General features: G+C 62.4%; 18 protein-coding genes and 1 pseudogene. 11 read left to right on the top strand and 8 right to left on the bottom strand.

The annotated features are described in order from the left end of the window. Positions 1–22 precede the first annotated feature (22 nt). Positions 23–568 carry a TetR/AcrR family transcriptional regulator gene (locus tag C8K66_RS05860; RefSeq protein WP_046384160.1) on the top strand — a complete coding sequence of 182 codons (546 nt, stop codon included), beginning with the start codon at positions 23–25 and terminating at the stop codon, positions 566–568. 69 nt (positions 569–637) lie between these two features. On the opposite strand, the gene C8K66_RS05855 is transcribed toward C8K66_RS05860, so the two are convergent. From C8K66_RS05855 to C8K66_RS05840, 4 genes are all read right to left on the bottom strand, one after another. Next, positions 638–1417, bottom strand: coding sequence for an ABC transporter permease (locus C8K66_RS05855; protein WP_017846834.1), 780 nt, complete (start codon positions 1415–1417; stop codon positions 638–640). Further along, a complete protein-coding gene (locus C8K66_RS05850) occupies positions 1414–2346 on the bottom strand; it encodes an ABC transporter ATP-binding protein (protein WP_017846833.1) in 933 nt (310 codons plus the stop codon). Before C8K66_RS05850 ends, C8K66_RS05855 begins: the two co-directional genes overlap by 4 nt. 134 nt (positions 2347–2480) lie before the next feature. After that, positions 2481–3098 carry a glutathione S-transferase family protein gene (locus C8K66_RS05845; RefSeq protein ID WP_017846832.1) on the bottom strand — a complete coding sequence of 206 codons (618 nt, stop codon included), beginning with the start codon at positions 3096–3098 and terminating at the stop codon, positions 2481–2483. A gap of 56 nt (positions 3099–3154) precedes the next feature. Beyond that, a complete protein-coding gene (locus C8K66_RS05840; RefSeq protein WP_079443197.1) occupies positions 3155–3814 on the bottom strand; it encodes a transglutaminase family protein in 660 nt (219 codons plus the stop codon). A gap of 202 nt (positions 3815–4016) precedes the next feature. On the opposite strand from C8K66_RS05840, the gene C8K66_RS05835 reads away from it, so the two are divergent. From C8K66_RS05835 to C8K66_RS05825, 3 genes and pseudogenes are all read left to right on the top strand, one after another. Next, a complete protein-coding gene (locus tag C8K66_RS05835) occupies positions 4017–6464 on the top strand; it encodes an acyl-CoA dehydrogenase (RefSeq protein ID WP_108524441.1) in 2448 nt (815 codons plus the stop codon). Positions 6465–6538: 74 nt separating this feature from the next. Then, the gene (locus C8K66_RS05830) at positions 6539–6946 is read left to right on the top strand and encodes a PA2817 family protein (RefSeq protein ID WP_017846829.1); all 408 of its coding nucleotides are present in this window, start codon (positions 6539–6541) and stop codon (positions 6944–6946) included. Positions 6947–7033: 87 nt separating this feature from the next. After that, a pseudogene (locus tag C8K66_RS05825) lies at positions 7034–7300 on the top strand (PA2817 family protein); the annotation flags it as partial. Between the two features lie 97 nt (positions 7301–7397). Here the strand turns inward: C8K66_RS05825 and C8K66_RS05820 are convergent. After that, positions 7398–8330: a LysR family transcriptional regulator gene (locus C8K66_RS05820; protein WP_046384163.1), complete on the bottom strand. Its 933-nt coding sequence runs from the start codon at positions 8328–8330 to the stop codon at positions 7398–7400. Between the two features lie 89 nt (positions 8331–8419). Here C8K66_RS05820 and C8K66_RS05815 point away from each other — a divergent pair, with 89 nt between their 5' ends. Continuing rightward, entirely contained in the window at positions 8420–9046 is a 627-nt protein-coding gene (locus C8K66_RS05815) for a hypothetical protein (RefSeq protein ID WP_057005309.1), read from the top strand. Here C8K66_RS05815 and C8K66_RS05810 read toward each other — a convergent pair. Next, on the bottom strand, positions 9043–10617 hold the full coding sequence (locus tag C8K66_RS05810; protein ID WP_108524440.1) for an alkaline phosphatase: 1575 nt from the start codon (positions 10615–10617) through the stop codon (positions 9043–9045). The two genes, C8K66_RS05815 and C8K66_RS05810, sit on opposite strands and share 4 nt — an antisense overlap. Then, on the bottom strand, positions 10614–11168 hold the full coding sequence (locus C8K66_RS05805; RefSeq protein WP_046384166.1) for a GNAT family N-acetyltransferase: 555 nt from the start codon (positions 11166–11168) through the stop codon (positions 10614–10616). Before C8K66_RS05805 ends, C8K66_RS05810 begins: the two co-directional genes overlap by 4 nt. A 190-nt stretch (positions 11169–11358) precedes the next feature. On the opposite strand from C8K66_RS05805, the gene C8K66_RS05800 reads away from it, so the two are divergent. From C8K66_RS05800 to C8K66_RS05775, 6 genes are all read left to right on the top strand, one after another. Continuing rightward, a complete protein-coding gene (locus C8K66_RS05800; protein ID WP_005786670.1) occupies positions 11359–11766 on the top strand; it encodes a biopolymer transporter ExbD in 408 nt (135 codons plus the stop codon). A 2-nt stretch (positions 11767–11768) separates the two neighbouring features. Next, complete coding sequence (locus C8K66_RS05795; protein ID WP_046384167.1) at positions 11769–12494, top strand: energy transducer TonB; 726 nt, start codon at positions 11769–11771, stop codon at positions 12492–12494. Between the two features lie 24 nt (positions 12495–12518). Then, complete coding sequence (locus C8K66_RS05790; RefSeq protein ID WP_046384168.1) at positions 12519–14798, top strand: TonB-dependent receptor; 2280 nt, start codon at positions 12519–12521, stop codon at positions 14796–14798. Between the two features lie 17 nt (positions 14799–14815). Then, positions 14816–15463: a MotA/TolQ/ExbB proton channel family protein gene (locus C8K66_RS05785; RefSeq protein WP_046384169.1), complete on the top strand. Its 648-nt coding sequence runs from the start codon at positions 14816–14818 to the stop codon at positions 15461–15463. Positions 15464–15519: 56 nt separating this feature from the next. After that, complete coding sequence (locus C8K66_RS05780; RefSeq protein WP_108524439.1) at positions 15520–16737, top strand: phospholipase D-like domain-containing protein; 1218 nt, start codon at positions 15520–15522, stop codon at positions 16735–16737. A 184-nt stretch (positions 16738–16921) separates the two neighbouring features. After that, positions 16922–18661 carry a dipeptidase gene (locus C8K66_RS05775; RefSeq protein ID WP_108524438.1) on the top strand — a complete coding sequence of 580 codons (1740 nt, stop codon included), beginning with the start codon at positions 16922–16924 and terminating at the stop codon, positions 18659–18661. Positions 18662–18714: 53 nt separating this feature from the next. Here C8K66_RS05775 and C8K66_RS05770 read toward each other — a convergent pair whose 3' ends face one another. Next, positions 18715–20220, bottom strand: coding sequence for an acetyl-CoA hydrolase/transferase family protein (locus C8K66_RS05770; RefSeq protein WP_108524437.1), 1506 nt, complete (start codon positions 20218–20220; stop codon positions 18715–18717). Positions 20221–20229: the final 9 nt, after the last annotated feature.

Here is a 20229-nt window from a genome sequence, read left to right as displayed (position 1 = left end):
TCTTTGTGTTAAGGTCACAGGCATGGCGATAAAAGAAGGCCTCCGCCCGGGGGGCCGTAGTGCCCGGGTACAAGAATCCGTCCATTCGGCGGTGCGCGAACTGCTGGAAACCCATGAGCGGTCCAGCGTCACCGTACCGATGATCGCGGCGCGCGCGGGCGTCACGCCGTCGACCATCTACCGCCGCTGGGGCGACCTCTCGGTGTTGCTCGCCGATGTGGCCCTGGCGCGCATGCGCCCGGACAGCGCGCCGGCCAACACCGGCAGCCTGCGCGGCGACCTGCGGGCGTGGGCCGAGCAATACCTGGATGAGATGAGTTCGGAGCCGGGGCGCAACATGATGCGCGATGTGCAATCCAGCCAGACGCCGGGGTATTGCGTGAGCATCCTTAGCGGGCAGCTTCAAACGATCGTCGAGCGCTACCCGAACGCCACGCCGCCACCGCCGAGCGCGGACCGCCTGATCAACCTGCTCGCGGCGCCGACGGTGTTTCGCATTCTGTTCTCCCCCGCGCCACTGGCGGTGGATGAGCTGCACGCGCTGATCGAGTTGGCGCTGCAAGGGTAAAGACGTTATTCAGAAACCAATGTGGGAACGGGGCCCGCTCCCACATTTTTTACGGCGTGTAATCCGGCGTTACGTCCGCATCCCGCGCCCGCTCACCAGCAACCGCGCGCAACCGATGTACAACACCGCCGTGGCCACGACCATGAAGGTGATCGCCACGCTGATCCGGATATCCGACACGCCCAGGATGCCGTAGCGGAAGGCGTTGACCATGTGCAGCACCGGGTTGGCCAGCGACACGGTCTGCCAGAACGGCGGCAGCAAGGTAATGGAGTAGAACACCCCGCCCAGGTAGGTCAGCGGCGTCAGCACGAAGGTCGGGATGATCGAAATGTCATCGAAGTTGCGGGCAAACACCGCGTTGATGAAGCCCAGCAGCGAGAAGATCGTCGCCGTCAGCACCACCACCACCAGGGTGATGCCGAGGTGATGCACTTGCAGTTGGGTGAAGAACAACGACAACAAGGTCACGATCACGCCGACCATCAAGCCACGCAGCACGCCGCCCAAGGTGTAGCCGATCAGAATGGTGTGCGGCGACACCGGCGAAACCATCAGTTCTTCGATGGAGCGCTGGAACTTGCTGCCGAAGAAACTCGACACCACGTTGCCGTAGGAGTTGGTGATCACCGACATCATGATCAGGCCCGGCACGATGTACTCCATGTAGGTGAAACCGCCCATGCCGCCGATCTGCCGGCCGATCAGGTTACCGAAGATCACGAAGTACAGGACCATGGTGATCGCCGGCGGCAGCAGGGTCTGCGGCCAGATCCGGGTAAAGCGTTTCACTTCGCGGTAGACGATGGTTTGCAGGGCGATGAGGTTGGGTTGCAGTTCAGAATTCATACCGCCACCTTCGCCAGGTTTTTTTCCACCAGGGACACGAACAACTCCTCAAGGCGATTGGTTTTGTTACGCAGGCTCAGCACTTCGATGTGCTGGGTCGCCAATTGGCCGAACAGCGCGGTGATGCCCATGGCTTTATCCACCTGGACTTCCAGGGTGCGGCTGTCCACCAGGCGGCATGGGTAGCCGAGCAATTGCGGCGGCGCCGACCGTTCGGTCTTCAGGTCGAGCAGGAAGGTTTCCACATGCAACTGGCCCAGCAGGTTGCGCATGCTGGTGTTCTCGACAATGGTGCCGTGGTCGATGATGCCGATGTTGCGGCACAGTTGCTCAGCCTCTTCCAGGTAATGGGTGGTGAGGATGATGGTGATGCCTTTCTGGTTCAGCTCGGTGAGGAAGGTCCACATCGAGCGACGCAGTTCAATGTCCACCCCCGCGGTGGGCTCATCGAGGATCAGCAGGCGCGGTTCGTGGACCAGCGCGCGGGCGATCATCAAGCGTCGCTTCATGCCGCCGGAGAGCGAACGCGAAGGCACGTCGCGCTTGTCCCACAGGCCCAGTTGGGTCAGGTACTGCTCGGCGCGTTCCTTGGCGACTTTCGACGGGATGCCGTAGTAGCCGGCCTGGGTCACGACGATGTCGAAGGTCTTTTCGAACTGGTTGAAGTTGAATTCCTGGGGCACCACGCCGATGCAACGCTTGAGCGCCGCCGGGGATTTGTCCAGGTCATGGCCGAAGATATTCACCGTGCCGCTGGTCTTGTTGACCAGGGTCGAGAGAATGCCAATGGTGGTGGATTTGCCGGCGCCATTGGGGCCGAGCAAGGCGAAGAAATCACCTTCGGCAACGTCCAGATCGATACCACTCAGGGCCTGGAAACCGTTGCCGTAGGTTTTGGTTAGCTGCCGGATGGACAGAGCGGAACTCATAGCGGAATACGCACCAAAGAAGGGAATAGGGACAATAGATGAGGGCACACCGTGCATCGTTCAACGGCGGCGCATGACAAACATGGTGCTTGCCCGCGCCGCACAAGTACAGTCACCTGTATTAATAGTCAGTATCAGGTCAACGCGGTCATCACCGCTTTGCGGTACGCCGGGCGCTGTTGCAGGCGTTGGTACCAAGCCTCCAGGTGGGGCATGGCCGGGCGTTCGATGGGCATTTCAAACCAGGCGTAAACAAAGCAGCCCAAGGGGATATCGCCCATGCCGATGGCGTCGCCCGACAGGTAGGGCTGTTCGGCGAGCGCCTTCTCCACGGTGCCGAGTGCATCGATGCAGGCCTGGCGCCCGGCGTTGATGCTGTCCCAGTTCTGTTTTTCCGCCGGGGTGCGTACCACGCCCCAGAACACCGCCTTGAACGGCTCGGCGAGGGTCGAGGTGGTCCAGTCCATCCATTTTTCGGCACTGGCCCGCGCCTTCACGTCGCTCGGGTACCAGTTCGACGCCTGCTTGGCGCAGAGGTAACGCACGATGGTGTTGGATTCCCACAGCACGAAGTCGCCGTCTTCGATCATCGGCACCCGGCCGTTCGGGTTCAATGCGCGGTATTGCGGCGTGTCCACCACGCCAAACGCCCCGCCCGCATCGATGGCCTCATAGTCCAGGCCGAGTTCCTCGGCGCACCACAGGACTTTCCTGACGTTCGATGAATTTTTACGCCCCCAGATCTTCAGCATGACCGCGCCTTATTGTTGATGAACATGGCTTGATGAACGCAGCAGCATACGCCGGTTCACGGGCGGCTTAAATCGTCCTGCATGTCACCCAGCACGCTCGGCATCTGCTCGCCAAACAGGTGCGGGTAACATTTCTCCAGGTGGGCAAAGAAGAAATCTTCGGGCACATCCGCAAATTGCCCATGGTCCACCAGGTACTCCATCGAGCGCTTGCCCTGGCGATTGAAGGCGTGGAACACACTGTCGTTGATCCCATCGAACGCCAGCGGCGGCACATCGAACAGCTCGCACAATTGCTGGTTGAACGCCGGCGTGGCTTTGACCCAGCGCCCGTTCAGGTACAGCTCGGTATAACCGTGCATGGCGAACACATCGCTTTTGAGCAGCGCGATCAGGCGTGGCGTCGACAGGTGATTGCGCACATCCGCCAGGCCGATGCGCGCCGCAATCCCGCAGTGCCGTGCGCAGGCGGCGAGCAAGGTGGCCTTGGGCACGCAGTAGCTCTGGCCGGCAGCCAGGGCGAAGCTGGCGTTCAGGGTGTTGGGGTCGCGGCTGAAGGTATAGGGGTTGTAGCGCACCGCCTCACGCACGGCGTAATAAAGACTGACTGCCTGGTCACCTGAATCCGCGCTGGAACCGCGATGTTTTTCGGCGAACTCCACCACCGCAGGGTGGTCACTATCGATGAAGCGGCTGGGATTCAGGTACGTTTCCATGGGTTTGATCTCCGGGGGAAGCCTGGAGTCTAACGACAGGTCCGCCACAGCGATAACGACGATTCGGCCAAATGTCGGCGCCTGGTGATCGGTGATCCCAAGGTGCTTCCAGTACAACTCGCCACACCCTGATCACCGCGCTTTCTCGGATGCCGACTAAGCTCAACGGTGGTTTCGCCCCTGGTTTCACGGAGGATTGAATATGTTGTTGTTGTGGATACTGGTTCTGGTGGTCGGCATTGCCTACCTGGCACACCGCCGCACCGCGCCCCTGCCCGCCCTCGGCGTGGTCGCCGTATACCTGCTGGCGATGGGCGCCTGGAGCCACGCACCGGGTTGGCTGCTGCTGATCTGCTGGGTGTTGATTGCCATCGTGGCCGCGCCGCTGCTGCTGCCCGACCTGCGCCGCGAATACTTCACCAAGCCGCTGTTCAGTTGGTTTCAGAAGGTCTTGCCGCCAATGTCCGAGACCGAGCGCGATGCCATCGACGCCGGCACCGTCTGGTGGGACGGCGAGCTGTTCAGCGGCCGCCCCGACTGGAACACGTTGCTGGCCTACCCCAAGGCACGCCTGACCGAAGAAGAGCAGGCGTTCATCGATGGGCCGACCGAAGAACTGTGCGCGATGGTCAGCGACTGGCAAATCGGCCAGGCCATGGACCTGCCGCCCGCCGCCTGGGAACACATCAAGACCCATGGTTTCTTCGCCCTGATCATTCCCAAGGAGTACGGCGGCAAAGGCTTCTCCGCCTATGCCCACTCCCAGGTGGCGATGAAACTCGCGACCCGCAGCGGCGACCTGGCGTCCACCGTGATGGTCCCCAACTCCCTCGGCCCGGCCGAGCTGCTGCTGCATTACGGCACCGATGAACAACGCAACCACTACCTGCCGCGCCTGGCCCGTGGCGACGATATTCCCTGCTTCGCCCTGACCGGCCCGCTGGCCGGCTCCGACGCCGGCGCCATGCCCGACACCGGGGTGATCTGCAAAGGTCAATGGCAAGGCGAGGAAACCCTCGGCCTGCGCCTGAACTGGGAAAAACGCTACATCACCCTGGGCCCGGTCGCGACCCTGCTCGGCCTGGCGTTCAAGGCACATGACCCGGACCACTTGCTGGGCGAAGAAGAAGACCTGGGCATCAGCCTCGCGTTGATTCCCACCGATACGCCGGGCGTTGACATCGGCCGTCGTCACCTGCCGCTGGGCGCCGCGTTCATGAACGGGCCCAACTCCGGCAAGGACGTGTTCATCCCCCTGGACTACCTGATCGGTGGCCAGGACATGCTCGGCAAGGGCTGGATGATGCTGATGAACTGCCTGTCGGTGGGCCGCTCGATTTCCCTGCCGGCGGTCGGCACCGGCGCAGCCAAGTTCACCAGCCTGGTGACCGGCCAATACGCCCAGGTACGCGAGCAGTTCAACGTGCCGCTGGCGGCCTTCGAAGGTATCCAGGAAGCCCTCGCCCGCATCGGCGGCAACGCCTGGCTGATGGACAGCGCACGCATACTCACCGCCAACGCGGTGGACCTCGGCGAAAAACCCTCGGTGCTGTCGGCGATCCTCAAGTACCACCTGACCGAGCGCGGCCGCGAATGCATCAGCCACGCCATGGACGTCCACGGCGGCAAGGGCATCATCATGGGCCCGAACAACTACCTGGGCCGCAGTTGGCAAGGCGCGCCGATCTTCATCACGGTGGAGGGCGCGAACATCCTGTCGCGCAACCTGATGATCTTTGGCCAGGGCGCGATCCGTTGCCACCCCTTCGTACTCAAGGAAATGGCCCTGGCCGGCCGCGAAGACCACGACCAGGCGCTCAAGGAATTCGATGGCCTGCTGATGCAGCACATCGGCTTTGCCGTGAGCAACGCCGCCAGCACCCTGGTGCTCAACCTGGGCCTCGGCCACTTCGAAAAAGCCCCCGGCAACCGCTTGAGCCAGGCTTACTTCCGCGCGCTGAACCGCCAAGCTGCGGCGTTCGCCCTGCTCGCCGACCTGAGCATGATGCTGCTGGGCGGCGAGTTGAAACGCCGCGAACGCCTGTCGGCACGCCTGGGCGATGTGCTGAGCCATATGTACCTGGCTTCGGCGGCGCTCAAGCGTTATCACGACCTGGATTCGCCGGACCACCTGGAACCGCTGTTCACCTGGGCCATGGAAGAAAGCCTGGGCGAAGCCGAACGCGCGCTGGATGAACTGCTGAGCAACTTCCCGAACAAGCTGCTCGGTTGCCTGCTGCGGGTCATCGTGTTCCCGTTCGGCCGTCGCCATACCGGCCCGTCCGATGCGCTGGATGCCGAAGTGGCCGCGGTGATCGGTCGCGCCAAGGGCGATCCGACCCTCGAAGAACTGCTGGCTGGCTGCTACCGCCCGCAATCGGCGCAAGACCCGGTGGGCGCCCTGCAACATGCCTGCGACCTGCTCGCCGCCAGCCATCCGCTGCAGAAAAAACTGCATGCGGCCCTCAAAAGCGGCCAGGTCAAACCGGCTGCCGGCGAACCGGCCATCGACGCCGCACTGCACGCCGGGGTGCTGCAACCGGCCGAGGCGCAAACCCTGCGTGAAGCCGAAGCGGCACGGCGCAAGGTGATCGACGTGGATGATTTCAGCAAGGAAGAACTGGCCCAGGCCGCGGGTAAAGTCCGCTGATCCCCCAGGCCATATAATTACGGGCGCTTGAGCTATATACTCTCGCGCCCGTTTTTGCTTTGAGGACTTATCTCGTGTCCAACGTCGTTGCCGATCATCTCGTCTTGCTCGACCACCTGCGCAGCATCCTGGTTGCCGTCGGCGAAGCCGAACAGGTGCCCGAGGAAAGCCACCTGCTGTTCCTGGAGCGTTTCGATGAACTGCGCGCCCTGCTGCCGATCGATCCGATCGAGAGCCAGTACCTGGGCCAGGACATGATGAGCCAGGTCATTCTGCGTTACCCGCAAATCGCCCATCTGGTGCCACGCGACCTGCTGTGGTTCTTCGGCGGCGATTGCCTGCACTTCATGCCCGACGAAGAACTGGACCTGTACCAGGCCCTGGAAGAGCGTCGCTTTGAAGCCGAACAGAACGACGAACCGTTCGACTGGAACCAGGAAAAACAGCTGCTGGCGATGCCGCAGGACCAGAGCAAGCACTGATCATTCAATGTGGGAGGGGGCTTGCCCCCGATGGCGGTGTGTCAGCCAACACATGCATGACTGATCCACCGCTATCGGGGGCAAGCCCCCTCCCACACTACCGAGAGCCAGTACCTGGGCCAGGACATGATGAGCCAGGTCATCCTGCGTTACCCGCAAATCGCCCATCTGGTGCCACGCGACCTGCTGTGGTTCTTCGGCGGTGATTGCCTGCACTTCATGCCCGACGAAGAACTGGACCTGTACCAGGCCCTGGAAGAGCGTCGCTTTGAAGCCGAACAGAACGACGAACCGTTCGACTGGAACCAGGAAAAACAGCTGCTGGCGATGCCGCAGGACCAGAGCAAGCACTGATCATTCAATGTGGGAGGGGGCTTGCCCCCGATGGCGGTGTGTCAGCCAATACATGCATGACTGATCCACCGCTATCGGGCGCAAGCCCCCTCCCACACTACCGTCGGCGCAGCGTCGGCTCGGTGGCCATGCACGCCACCAGGTAATCAATGAACACCCGCACCTTCGGCGGCAGGTACCGCGTCGGCGAGTGCAGCAGCCAGGCCTCGCCATGGTAGGACGCAATAAAGTCCCACTCAGGCAACACCTGCACCAGGCGCCCCTCATCCAACGCATGCCGCGCCGTGAAATACGGCAAGCTGCCAATCCCCACATGCTGCAACACCGCATCCAGGCGCACGCCGGTGTGGTTCGCCGCATACCGCCCCCGAACGCCCACCGTGACCGCCTTGCCCGCCCGGCGAAACTTCCAGCGCGAGTCCCCCGGGGTTTCGCCCAGGTAGATGCAACTGTGCGCCAGCAGATCATGGGGATGACTCGGCGTGCCGTGCTCGGCGAGGTACTGCGGCGTCGCGCACAATACGTGTTCGATGGGCAGTAATTGCCGCCCCACCAGGCCCGGCGGCGGGCTGTCGGTGATACGGATACTCAGGTCGACGTTGTCATCGATCAGGTCCACCTGCCGGTCCTCGAGGATCAGTTGCACATCGACCTTGGGATAGCGCCGCAGAAATTCCGGCATATACGGATGCACCACGAACCGCCCCACCGCCTTGGGCACGCTGACCCGCACCAGGCCCTCGGCCTCGTGGGTGAACTGGCCGCTGATTTCCATCACCGAGCGCGCCGCGTTGACCATCTCCTGGCAACGCTTGAACACCTCTTCGCCGCCCTCGCTCAAACGCAGTTTGCGCGTGGTGCGTTGCAGCAGGCGCGTGGCCAACGCCTGTTCGAGACGCGAGATGCTGCGGCTCACCGCCGAAGGCGACACGCTCAGTTGTCGCGCTGCCGCAGAAAAACTGCCGGCTTCCACCACTTTGACGAAAATCGCCATTTCACCCAGCAGCGGCAAAGGAAGATTGATGCTCATGACGCACAAGTCCATTGATAATTGAACGGATTATCACCCATCTGCGCACTATTTATACTGCCCGCAGAACCTTGATGCGGATGTAGACGATGACCGAGCGCCTGTTTTTCACCCACGACCACCTGACCGCCGAGCTTGAAGTGCTGAGCTGCACCGCCCACGAAGAGCAGTTTGCGGTCACGCTGCAGTCGACGATTTTCCACCCCCAGGGCGGCGGCCAGCCATTCGACACCGGCTGGCTGGGCGACAGCCGGGTGCTGCGGGTGACCCAGGAGGCGGAGCGCGTGGTGCATTACCTCGACCAGCCCGTAGAACCGGGCCCGATCAACGCACGGGTCGATGCACCACGCCGTGCCTTGCACACCCGCCTGCATTCCGCCGGACACCTGATCGGCAACGCCGGCGAGGCGTTGGGCTGGATGCCGATCAAGGCTCACCACTGGCCGGGCGAAGGCAAGATCACCTTTATCCGCGGCGAAAGCGCACAAGCCATGGAGGCCGACACGCTTCAACAACAACTCGACCACTGGATCGCCGCCGACTACCCGCGCCAGATGCGCCTGGAAGACGGCATCCGCGAAGTCGGCTTCGGCGAGTTGCCCGCGTATGCCTGTGGTGGCACGCATGTGCAGGCGTTGGGCGAATTGGGCCAGGTGACGATCCTGGCCGTGGCGGAGAAAAAGGGCACGCTGTCGGTGCGCTACAGCCTGGATTAAACCGCGATCGCCCCGGCCCGCCCCGGTTCCACCACGAACGACTTGAGCGTCGACACCGTGGCGGCCGGGTCACGCGGATCGGTAATCACACGAAAGTCCGTGAGCATGCGCTGGGCATCTAACGTCACCGATACATACCCGCGCTGGCGGCTGTCGAAAAACTTCACATGGGGATTCTGCGGCAGCATCTGGGTGAAGGCGTCGTAAGGCGGCCCATCGGAGGTCACCGAGGTGCCGACGAACTCGGTGGCGAGCACGGGCGAGTCCGGGTTGTTGGCATCGGCATGCAAATCGGTGGCCCAGAATGAATGTATATCGCCGCCCCAGAACACCGGGTTGTTGACCTGGTGGCGCGCGATGGACGCGAGCATCCGTGAACGGTTCGCCATGTAGCCATCCCAACCATCGGTCCAATGGCCCAGCGTGTGCTGGGTCAGGTCGCGCTGCAGCAGCGGCGCCACCAGCAAGTCCTGGGCGATCACGTTCCATTGCGCTTTCGACTGGGCAAACCCCTGGTCCAGCCAGGCCTCCTGCTGCCAACCGAGCATGGTGCGAGCGGGGTCGCGCAAGTCGCTGCAGGTGATGGCGGCGATGTGGCCCTGATGGCTGCCGTTGGCCTGAATGCACGGTTGCTCGGAGCGATACTGTCGACCGTCGAGCACATGGAAACGTGCCAGGCGGCCGTAGTCCAGGCGCCGATAAACGCGCATATCCGGCCCGTTGGGCAGGCTGCTCACGCGCAGCGGCATATGCTCGTAATAGGCCTGATACGCCGCCGCCCGCTGCTTGAGAAACTGCGCCACGGCAACCTTCGGGTCCTGGGACCAGCGGTTGGCATAGTCGTTCTGCACCTCGTGATCGTCCCAGGTCGCCACGCTGGGCGCCGCCGCGTGCAAGGCCTGGAGATCCGGATCGGTCTTGTACAGCGCATAGCGGTTGCGATAGTCGCTCAGGGTCAGCGCGTTGCCGCTGCCGTGGGAACGAATGACTTTTCCCGAATCTGCCGCGTAGGAATTGTCGTAGATATAGTCACCGAGGAAAAACACCAGGTCCGGCTGCTCCGCCGCCAGGTGACGATAGGCACTGAAGTACCCGCGTTCCCAGTGGGAGCACGACACGAACCCCAAGCGCGCCGTCGCCAGGGCATGCAAAGCCGGCGCGGTACGCGACTGCCCGACCGCGCTCTGCGCCCCCAGCCCTTCGAACTGATACCAATACGGCCTGCCGGCTTCCAGCCCCGCGACTTCCACATGCACGGAGTGGGCAAAGCGCTCGCTCGCCATCACCTCACCCTGCCTCACAATGCGCGTCATCCCCGCATCGCTGGCGACCCGCCAACGCACCGGCACCGCACGCGCCAACCCGCCGCGACCGTCCGCCGCATTGAACAACGGCGCCAGGCGCGTCCAGATCACGAAACCATCCGGCAACGGATCACCCGAGGCCACGCCCAACGTGAACGGATAATCGATCCCCGCACTGCGGGCAAACGGGCTGAGGATCGAAAAGGTGGTGGCCAGCGCCAGCCCGGCCAGTACCCGGCGCCGATCATGGTCAACCGCGCGACTCACGCCCGGCGCTCCCAGTCATTGCGCACGGTCGCAAACCCGAGCAAGTCCTCATACACCCCATTCTTGAGAAACGCGGCGCGCATACAGCCTTCGTACAGCAGGCCGATTTTCTCCATGACCCGCGCCGACTCCTTGTTGCGGGCAAAGCATTGGCTGCCCACTCGGTACAGGCCCAGTTCGGCGAACCCGAAGTCCATCACCGCACGCGCTGCCTCGGCGGCATAGCCCTGGTTGCGACAGTGCGCCGCCACCCATCCGCCCAGGTGCCCGTAGTGGTGACGCGCATTGAGACGCAGGCTGACGATGCCGATCAATTCGCCGGTTTCGCGCAGGTGCATGCCCAGGCTCAACAGGTTGCCGGCGCGGTATTTGTCTTGCATCCCGTCAATAAACGTCCGGGCCGTTTCCAGGGTATAGGGCGATGGAATGTTGGCCGTGTTGTCAGCAATCTTCGGCCCGTTGGCGAGGCTGGAAAGTACCGCGGCCTGCTCGCTTTCCAGCGCCCGCAACAGCAAACGCGAAGTCAACAAATGCGGCAATGACTGACTCATACAAGACGGCTCTCGGTGTAAATTTTTCGAGAATGTACCCCCGGCGTTTCAGTTTCATTACGTCGTGAAATTGACCGGAAACCGATCTGTAAGACACGTCCTAGACACGTCAAAACGTAAATTAAAGTTAACCGTTCGGTCATTTTTCGTTGTTAGCGTGTCGCCCCTAATTCAATAACGGGGTAGCGGAATGAGAACCTGGGACGAACCGAAAAAACGCAAGGCACACATCGAACTGATCCCGATGATCGACGTGATGATGTTCCTCCTGGTGTTTTTCGTACTCGTGAGTCTGAACGTGATTCCGGCACTCGGCATGAAGACTCAACTGCCCAGCGCCAGCAGTTCGCAGCAGCTCAAGCCGCAGAACAAATTCATCCTCACCCTGGGCCTGGAAGGCCAGTTGCAACTGGATGGCAAGGACCTCACGGTCGACGCTCTGGTACCGGCGCTGAAGGCGGCTGAAAAGCCGGATACCAAGTCGACGATCATCGTCAACAGCGACAAGGGCGTGGAGGTTTCGCGCCTGGTGGAGGTGATGGACACCCTGCGTCTGGGTGGCTTTACCTCCGTGTCCATCGCCACGCGTAAGTCCTGATCATGTATGTCCTGTTTCGTGCGCGTCGGCTGCTGGGCAGTGTCCCGGCCCTGATCGCCCTGGTGCTGATTGCACTGGGTATCCAGTCCCAGACGTTGAAGGTCGAACCGGTGTACGACGAGTCGGCGGTCGAGTTGGCATTGGTCGAGCCGGAGCCCGAGGTGGTGCCGCCACCCGTGGCGGAGCAAGCACCGCCACCGCCGGTGATCGAGGATGAAGAGGCCGAGCCGGCCCCTCCACCACCGCCCCCGCCACCGCCCAAGCCGGTGCCGAAACCTGAACCCAAGCCCAAGCCGGTGCCCAAGCCCGTGGTCGCCAAACCCACGCCGACGCCGCCCCCGGTGGCGGCCAAACCCGCGCCGGCGGCGGTCGCCCAGGCTGCGCCGACTCCGGCCCCGCCCGCACCGCCCAAGGTCGACGGCCAGGCCCTGGAGGGCGGTTACCTCAAGGGTTTGCGTAACGAGCTGGACACTTACAAGCAATACCCCACCGGACGCCAGGCCTCCCTCGAACGCCCAAGTGGCGACGTGGTGGTCTGGCTGCTGGTGGACCGCCAGGGTCGGGTACTCGACTCCGGCGTGCAGACCCCGGCCTCGAGCATGTTGCTCAACCGGGCCGCCGCCAACAGCCTGCGGCGTATCAAGCAGGTCAAGCCGTTCCCCGAGCAAGCCTTCGGGGGGCGCAACGAGCAGCGCTTCACCGCCACCTTCAACTACAGCGTGCAATAAGCACCCGACACTAGGACGACACTGATGAGGTTCACACGGATTCATCTGGCACTCGTTGCCGCGAGCATGGGGCATGGCATGGTCATGGCCGACACCGGCGACAGCGACGTCGGCACCATCGGCGTACAGGGCAAGGCCACTGCCGGTGGCGGCTACATGGTGCAGGAAGAAAGCATCAAGGGGCGCTCCACGATAACCAAGGAAGCACTGGATAAACAAACCGCCACCGGCAACGCCATCGACAAGCTCAAGTACACCCCGGGCCTGAACATCTCCAGCGAAGATGCCACCGGCCTGTCGGGTTTTCGCTTCACCATGCGCGGGCTTAACTCCGACCAGGTGGGGATGTCGGTGGACGGCATGCCGATCAACGACTCCGGCAACTACGCGCTGTACTCCAACCTGTTGGGCGACCCGGAAAACATCGACCAGATTTTCGTCACCCAAGGCTCGTCGGAGGCCGACGGCCCGCACATCGGTTCCAGCGGCGGCAACATCGGTATCGTGACCATTCGCCCCACCAAGGAAACCGGGGCCTTCGTCAAACAGACCATCGGCAGCAACGCCACCCGCAAGACCTTTGCCCGGCTCAACACCGGCGAGGTCAACGGCCTGAGCAACTGGCTGTCGGCGTCCCATACCGAAGGGCAGATGTGGCGCGGCTCGGGCGCCGTGCGTGCGGACAAGGTCGAGTGGAACAGCTTCTTCGACGCCGGCAACGGCAACACCGCCAACCTGATCCTCAAGTACCACGAGCAGGACAACAACAGTTACAGCCAACTGACCAAATCGCAGTTCCAGCAGAACGGCCGCAAGTTCGACCCCTACCCCGCCACACCGACGGTCGGCAGCAACGGCAAGCTCAACAGCTACTACGCCCTCGCGCAGAACCCGTTCCAGACCTTTACCGGCGTGCTCAATACCCAGTTCAAACTGGCCGACAACCTGGCCCTGTCGGTGATCCCATATTACTTCTGGGGTAACGGCAGCGGCGTCAACTCGTCGAGCTACGCGCTGAACCGCGGCTCGAACGCAGGCGGCGTCTTCGACCTGGGCAACTTGCCCACCGCCGCGCAATACAATGCCGACGGTTCCTCGACCACCGGCGTGTACTACCGCCCTTCCCGCACCCAGACCTGGCGCCCCGGCATTACCACCAAACTGAACTGGGACCTGGGCGATCACAGCCTGCAATTCGGCTACTGGTACGAGCGCGCGCGCCAAAGCCAGACCCAACCGTTCATCGCGCTCAAGAGCAACGGCAAGCCTACCGATACCTGGCCGGACGGCACTTCCGTGGTCGATGCCAACGGCAACACCGTGCAAGGCCGCGATCGTTTCACCGTCACGCCGGCGCAGAAAGTCTGGGCCCAGGACACCTGGTACATCAACCCGGACTGGACCCTGGTGGCCGGCCTGGCCTACATGAACGTCAAGCGCGACGGCACCAACAACGGCAGCCTCACCGAGCAGCCGGAAAAACGTCACCAGACCTACAACAAGCTGCTGCCCAACGCCGGCCTCAAGTACCAGCTCGACGAACGCGACCAGTTGTTCTACAGCCTGTCGCGCAACATGCGTATCCCGCAGAACTACGTGCTGTACGACAAGGGCGTGGACTCGATCAACTCCAAGCCGGAAACCAGCTGGAACCATGAGCTGGGCTGGCGCTTCACCGGCGACGACATGACCGTGGCCGCCACCTTGTTCTACATGCAGTTCAAGGATCGCCAGGTTTCGTCCAAGGACGTCAACGGCGACTTCGCCGACATCAACGCCGGATCGGTCAACAACAGCGGCCTGGAGCTGGAATGGAGCGGCCTGCTGCCCCACCACTTCAACTACTACACCTCCTACACCTATACCAAGGCCGAGCAACAGGACGACTTGACCGTGTACAACGCGGGCAAAGCCATCCTGTTGCCCACCAGCGGCAAGCAGTTCGCCAACGTGCCGAAAAACATGCTGGCCGCCAACATCGGGTATGACGACGGACGCTTCTACGGCACCTTCGGCGGCAAATACACCAGCAAGCTCTACGGTGACCTGACCAACGACGAAGCCATCTCCGGCCGCACCGTGTTCAACGCCGGCGCCGGTATCTACCTGCCGGTGGACAAGAAAGTGGTGAAGGACGCAACCCTGCGCCTGAACGTCGACAACCTGTTCGACAAGAAGTACCTGGACGGCGTGTACACCACCAAGACCAACGCGGCCAGCTACAGCGGTTTCCGCGACGGCGACCCGGCCTACATCGTTGGCCTGGAACGCACCGTGACGGTGTCCCTGGAAGCCAATTTCTAACGGCGAGGTAATCGAACATGAACATGAACCTGCTCCACGACATCACCTTCTATGTGATGTACGCCGCGATGGCCATCGCCATCTTTATCACCATCGAGCGCGGTATTTACTTCGCCTATGTGCGCCGCCAGGCCCGTGCCTTGACCGAGGTGCTGGGCGCCCACGTACACAGCGAACGTGACCTGCCGGAAAGCCTGAGCCGCCGCGACAGCCTGCCGCTGAACATGGTGATGCCGGTGTTGGCACAGAAAGCCTCGCAGGGTTCGCGCAAGGACCTGGATGATGTGATCGAAACCCAGTACCTGACCACCCGCGCCCCACTGGCCCGCAGCCTGTGGATCATCGAAACCATCACCACCGCCGCGCCGTTGCTGGGCTTGCTCGGCACCATCCTCGGCATCATCGACACCTTCAAGGCGTTGGCCAGCGCGGGGGTGTCCGACCCTGGGCAGATTTCCGGCGGTATCGGCACCGCGTTGTTCGCGACGGGCCTGGGGATCGCCATCGCGCTGTTCTGCGTGGTGTTCCACAACTTCTTCCAGGACAGCCTGGAACGCATCAACGATCAGTTGAAGATCCTGCTGATCCGCGCTGCCACCGGGGCCCGCGTGCAAGGCGAAGTGCCGCACCTGGTGCCGACCTCGTTGCACAGCCGCACGGCATGACTGTCAGGGCGGGCGCGTGAGGCGCCCGCCCTGTCTTTTTCCCTGACGAGATGCCTATGTCCCTATCGATGAAATGCCGTATCGCCGGCCTCGCCGGCTTGCTGCTCAGTCCGCTGGCCCAGGCGGACTTTTCAATTCCGGGGTTCGAACTGGTACACACCGTGCCGCTGGACACCGACCTGGCGAGCGCCGATCTACGCCAGCCGGGCCCGGTATGGATCGAGCTGTTCGACGGCGCGAAAAGCGCGATCGACATCGGCCAGTTTTATGCCGCCGACCATCCAGGCTCGGTGCTGGAGCGGGTGATCGAGCGCCTGGAGGCCGCCGGTAAACGCGGCGTGAAAATTCGCTTCCTGCTGGAGGAAAAAGGCATTCGCCTATCAGAAGCCTCCACCCTGGAACGCCTGCGCGCGATTCCCAACCTGACCTTGCGCGTGCTGCCCTACGCGCAACTGAGTGGCGGCATCATCCACGCCAAATACATGGTGGTGGATGGGCAGCAGGCGTTTGTCGGCAGCCAGAATTTCGACTGGCGGTCCCTGGAACATATCCACGAAACCGGGCTGCGCATCACCGACGCCACGGTGGTCGGCCAGGTCCAGGCGATTTTCGATCAGGACTGGCAAGCCCAGGCGGCGCTGAGCGCACACAGCCCGGTACCGCTGCCGATGGCCGGCCAGGCGCCTGCGCGCAGCGGCAATTACCTGGTGGCCAGCCCGCAACGCTACAACCCGCCCGGGGTGGGCGACTCCCAACTCGAACTGCCGCGCCTGCTCGGCGAAGCCAAGCACGAAGTGCGCGTGCAACTGCTGGACTACGCGCCGCTGTCCTACGGCCCGGATAAAACCCGGCCCTACTATGCGGTGATCGACAACGCGGTGCGTGCCGCCGCCGCACGCGGGGTGTCGATCAAGCTGATGGTGTCCAACTGGAACACCGATGCGCTGGAACTGCCCTATTTGAAAAGCCTCGCAGTGCTGCCCAACGTGCAGATCAAGATCGTCACCCTGCCCCAGGCCAAGCAAGGGTTTATCCCCTACGCACGGGTGATCCACAGCAAGACCTTGGAGATCGACGGGCGAGTGGCCTGGGTCGGCACCAGCAATTGGCTGGGCGGTTATCTGGATAATTCGCGCAACCTGGAGGTGGTCATGCACAGCGAAGCGATGGCCAAGCGTATAGGCCAATTGCATGAGCAGTTGTGGGATGGGCCCTACGCCAAAGCACTGGACGTAACGGCCGATTACCCTGCGCCGCACCCTGGCCAACCTTGACCTGAACACGATTCAACGCCCGCGCGCACAGGGATGTACCCTTCGACGCGGGGGCGTTTGACTGAGAAATTTCCTACGCCAAGGTCTGCCATTCTCAGTCCCTGTGGTGGTAGTGTGTGGAAATATTTCTGACTTAATGATCAGAAATCCCCCACTCACTACCAGCAAAGGAATGCGTCCCGCCATGTACTTTCCACTCAAGCAATTGGCTGCCGCCAGCGTGTTCGCCGCGAGCCTTTCGACCTTCGTCAGCCCGGCTTTCGCCAATATCACCCCACAGCAGAGCACGGCGATTCTGAAGGACTTCAGCCAAACCTCGGTCACTGACTTCAACGGTTTCCTCGGCACCCTGGCCCAGGGCGAGCTGGGCAAAACCAGCGATACGGGGCCGGCGATCAGCGCCTTTCTCGAGCACAAACCCCTGAGCGCCGAGCAACAGAACGAAATCAATCGCCTGCTGGGCATTTATGCGCGGCTGAAATACGCCAAGGCCGCCACCGAGACCCTGCGCGAGCTGGTGGAAATTCCGACGTTCAACGTCGACGGCGTGCCGCAGTACAAAAACCCGCAATTCCTCAAGATCGCCGACAAGCTTCAGGGCCTGGCGAAAGCCTTCAACCTGAACTTCCGTAACATCGATAACCGCGTGTACGAAATCTCCCTGGAAGGCAGCGGCGATGAAGTGGTGGGCATCCACGCGCATGCGGATGTGGTGCCGGTGACGCCGGAAAACTGGGTGTTGAAAGACGGCACCCGGCTCGATCCGTTCAAGGTCACGCTGATTGGCGACCGCATGTACGGCCGCGGGACTGAAGACGACAAAAATGGCATCGTGGTGGCGATGTACGCCATGAAGGTGATCAAGGAAGAGAAGCTGCCGCTGGCGCGCACGTTCAAGCTGCTGGTGGACACCACCGAGGAAACCTCCGGCGACGCGATCCCCTATTACTTCGAACGCAACCCGACGCCGCCGTACAACCTGGCGCTGGATGGCGGCTACCCGGTGGTCATTGCCGAAAAAGGTTACGGCACGATCATGGCCACCTTCCCACGCCGCAAAGGCGAAGGCAAAGGCGCAGAGATCATCGCCATGACCGGCGGCAAGGCCACCAACCAGATTCCCTCGGCGTCGGTCGCCACGTTGCTCAGCGACAAGCCCGCCGAGTTGGCGGCCAGCCTGCAAGAGGCCGGTACGCAATACGCCGAGCGCAATGGCGGTGACTTCCAGGTGAGCGCCAAGGTGGTCGGCAAACAGGTGCAGTTGACGGTCACCGGGGTCTCGGCGCATTCGTCCGAACCGGAATCCGGGGTGAACCCGGTCGCGCGCATGCTGGAGCTGATCCACAGCGTCGATGGCAAGATCGCCCTCAAGCACAACCACATCACCGACGCGGCGCGTTATGCCGCCGACAATTGGGGCCTGGATTACCTGGGCGGCAAATTGGGCGTGGGCTTCGCCGATGACTTCATGGGCCCACTGACCACCTCGCTGACGTTCGTCGACCTCGACGACAAGAGCTTCAAGCTGGCGGTGAACCTGCGCGTGCCCAAGGGTCAGTCGCCGGAGAAACTCAAAGCGCAAATTGCCGACAAGCTCAGCGCCTGGGACAAGAAAACCAAGGTCAACGTGAACTTCACCTACTCGATCGCCGAACCGATGTACCGCAACCCGGAAGGTGAGTGGGTCAAGGCCTTGTTGGCGGTGGCCACGGAAAACCTGGGCATGAAACACGCGTTCGGCACCTCGGCCGGCGCCACCTCCGTGCATGAACTGCCCAACGGCGTGCAGTTCGGCCTGGCACGCCCGGAAGAGAAGTACACCGGGCACACCGACAATGAGTTCAAGACCGTCGAGCAGTTCCTCCTCGACCTGCAAATCGTCACCGAAATGATGGCGCGGGTCGGTCAGTTACCGCAGCTCTGAATGCGGCAGGAGCCCGCCGCAATGGCGGGCTTGTTTCAGTTGGCGCAGACACCCTAGACGCCGACGGCGGCCGCCTGCATCGAACCGGTTTCCTGCAGGTTGATGTGCCAGCTCAAGGCCTTGCTCAACACATGCGGCGTATGCCCACCTTTGGCGCACGCGGCCTTGAAGTAGCTGCGCAACGCCTCGCGATAATCCGGATGCACGCAGTGGTTGATGATCAACTCGGCCCGTTCTTTCGGCGCCAGGCCGCGCAGGTCGGCCAGCCCTTGCTCAGTCACCAGGATATCGACGTCATGCTCGGTGTGGTCGACATGGCTGACCATCGGCACCACGCGGGAAATCGCACCGTCCTTGGCGATCGACTTGGTCACGAAAATCGACAGCAGCGCGTTGCGGGCGAAATCTCCCGAACCGCCGATGCCATTCATGATCTGCGTGCCACAGACGTGGGTGGAATTGACGTTTCCGTACAGGTCAAACTCCAGCGCGGTGTTGATGGCAATCACACCTAAGCGTCGAATCACTTCCGGGTGATTGGAGATTTCCTGGGGCCGCAACACCAGGCGGTCAGCGTATTTTCCCAGGTTGCCGAACACCCGCTGGCCGCAAGGGCCGGACAAGGTAATCGAACAGCCGGAGGCAAACTTCAGCTTGCCCGCGTCGAGCAATTCGAAGGTCGAATCCTGCAACACCTCCGAGTACTGCACCAGGTCGGTGAACGGCGCATCGATCAGCCCGCACATGACGGCGTTGGCAATGGAGCCGACGCCGACCTGCAACGGCGCCAGGCTTCTGCCCAAGCGTTTGTGCTCCACTTCTTGCTCGAAGAAAGCCACCAGATGGTCGGCAATCGCCTGGGTCTCATGATCGGGCGGCAGCATCGGAATCGCAGATTCCGGCGTGTCGCAGAGCACGATGGCGACGATCTTGGCAGGGTCAATTTCGATGGCCTGGGTGCCGACGCGATCATCCGCGCGGATGACCGGAATCGGCCCGCGGCCAGGGCGCCCGTGGGGCAGGAAAATATCGTGCATCCCTTCGAAATAGGGGCTGCTGGCCAGGTTCAGCTCAACAATGACCTGCCGTGCCGTCTGGGCGAAACTGGCCGAATTGCCGACCGAAGACGTCGGCACGATATGGCCCTGCTCAGTGATCGCCACCGCTTCAATCACCGCAATATCCGGATTGGGCAGGCTGCCGTCACGCAGTTGTTCGACCACTTCGCTCAGGTGCTGGTCGATAAACACCACACGGCCTTCGTTGATCGCCTTGCGCAGCACCGGGTCGCCTTGAAACGGCATGCGCCGCGCCAGCAGCCCGGCCTCGGCCATCTGCCCGTCCAGGCCACGACCGAGGCTCGCGCCGGTGATCAGGTTGATCTTGAGCGGATCCTGCCGCGCTCGTTCGATGAGCGCCAGCGGCACGGCCTTGGCGTCCCCTGCGCCACCGAAACCACTCATGCCCACGGTCATGCCGTCTTGAATGAACGCGGCGGCCTGCGCCGCGCTCATGATTTTTTCGTGCAAGGAATCCAGGCGGATGCGCTGGTGATGCATGGGGTGAAC

The sequence above is a fragment of the Pseudomonas sp. GV105 genome, assembly GCF_003058185.1.
In the GTDB taxonomy this organism is placed as follows: domain Bacteria; phylum Pseudomonadota; class Gammaproteobacteria; order Pseudomonadales; family Pseudomonadaceae; genus Aquipseudomonas; species Aquipseudomonas veronii.
Note: the sequence above shows the minus strand (reverse complement) of the source record. Positions and strands in the feature narration are given on the sequence as shown.

Bases quoted from the DNA above. Each gene is read 5' to 3' on its own strand.
- C8K66_RS05775 (WP_108524438.1), top strand. From the start codon at position 16,922: ATGTACTTTCCACTCAAGCAATTGGCTGCCGCCAGCGTGTTCGCCGCG.
- C8K66_RS05835 (WP_108524441.1), top strand. From the start codon at position 4,017: ATGTTGTTGTTGTGGATACTGGTTCTGGTGGTCGGCATTGCCTACCTG.
- C8K66_RS05805 (WP_046384166.1), bottom strand. From the start codon at position 11,168: ATGAGTCAGTCATTGCCGCATTTGTTGACTTCGCGTTTGCTGTTGCGG.
- C8K66_RS05800 (WP_005786670.1), top strand. From the start codon at position 11,359: ATGAGAACCTGGGACGAACCGAAAAAACGCAAGGCACACATCGAACTG.
- C8K66_RS05840 (WP_079443197.1), bottom strand. From the start codon at position 3,814: ATGGAAACGTACCTGAATCCCAGCCGCTTCATCGATAGTGACCACCCT.
- C8K66_RS05785 (WP_046384169.1), top strand. From the start codon at position 14,816: ATGAACATGAACCTGCTCCACGACATCACCTTCTATGTGATGTACGCC.
- C8K66_RS05855 (WP_017846834.1), bottom strand. From the start codon at position 1,417: ATGAATTCTGAACTGCAACCCAACCTCATCGCCCTGCAAACCATCGTC.
- C8K66_RS05770 (WP_108524437.1), bottom strand. From the start codon at position 20,220: ATGCATCACCAGCGCATCCGCCTGGATTCCTTGCACGAAAAAATCATG.
- C8K66_RS05795 (WP_046384167.1), top strand. From the start codon at position 11,769: ATGTATGTCCTGTTTCGTGCGCGTCGGCTGCTGGGCAGTGTCCCGGCC.
- C8K66_RS05850 (WP_017846833.1), bottom strand. From the start codon at position 2,346: ATGAGTTCCGCTCTGTCCATCCGGCAGCTAACCAAAACCTACGGCAAC.
- C8K66_RS05860 (WP_046384160.1), top strand. From the start codon at position 23: ATGGCGATAAAAGAAGGCCTCCGCCCGGGGGGCCGTAGTGCCCGGGTA.
- C8K66_RS05790 (WP_046384168.1), top strand. From the start codon at position 12,519: ATGAGGTTCACACGGATTCATCTGGCACTCGTTGCCGCGAGCATGGGG.
- C8K66_RS05845 (WP_017846832.1), bottom strand. From the start codon at position 3,098: ATGCTGAAGATCTGGGGGCGTAAAAATTCATCGAACGTCAGGAAAGTC.
- C8K66_RS05815 (WP_057005309.1), top strand. From the start codon at position 8,420: ATGACCGAGCGCCTGTTTTTCACCCACGACCACCTGACCGCCGAGCTT.
- C8K66_RS05820 (WP_046384163.1), bottom strand. From the start codon at position 8,330: ATGAGCATCAATCTTCCTTTGCCGCTGCTGGGTGAAATGGCGATTTTC.
- C8K66_RS05780 (WP_108524439.1), top strand. From the start codon at position 15,520: ATGTCCCTATCGATGAAATGCCGTATCGCCGGCCTCGCCGGCTTGCTG.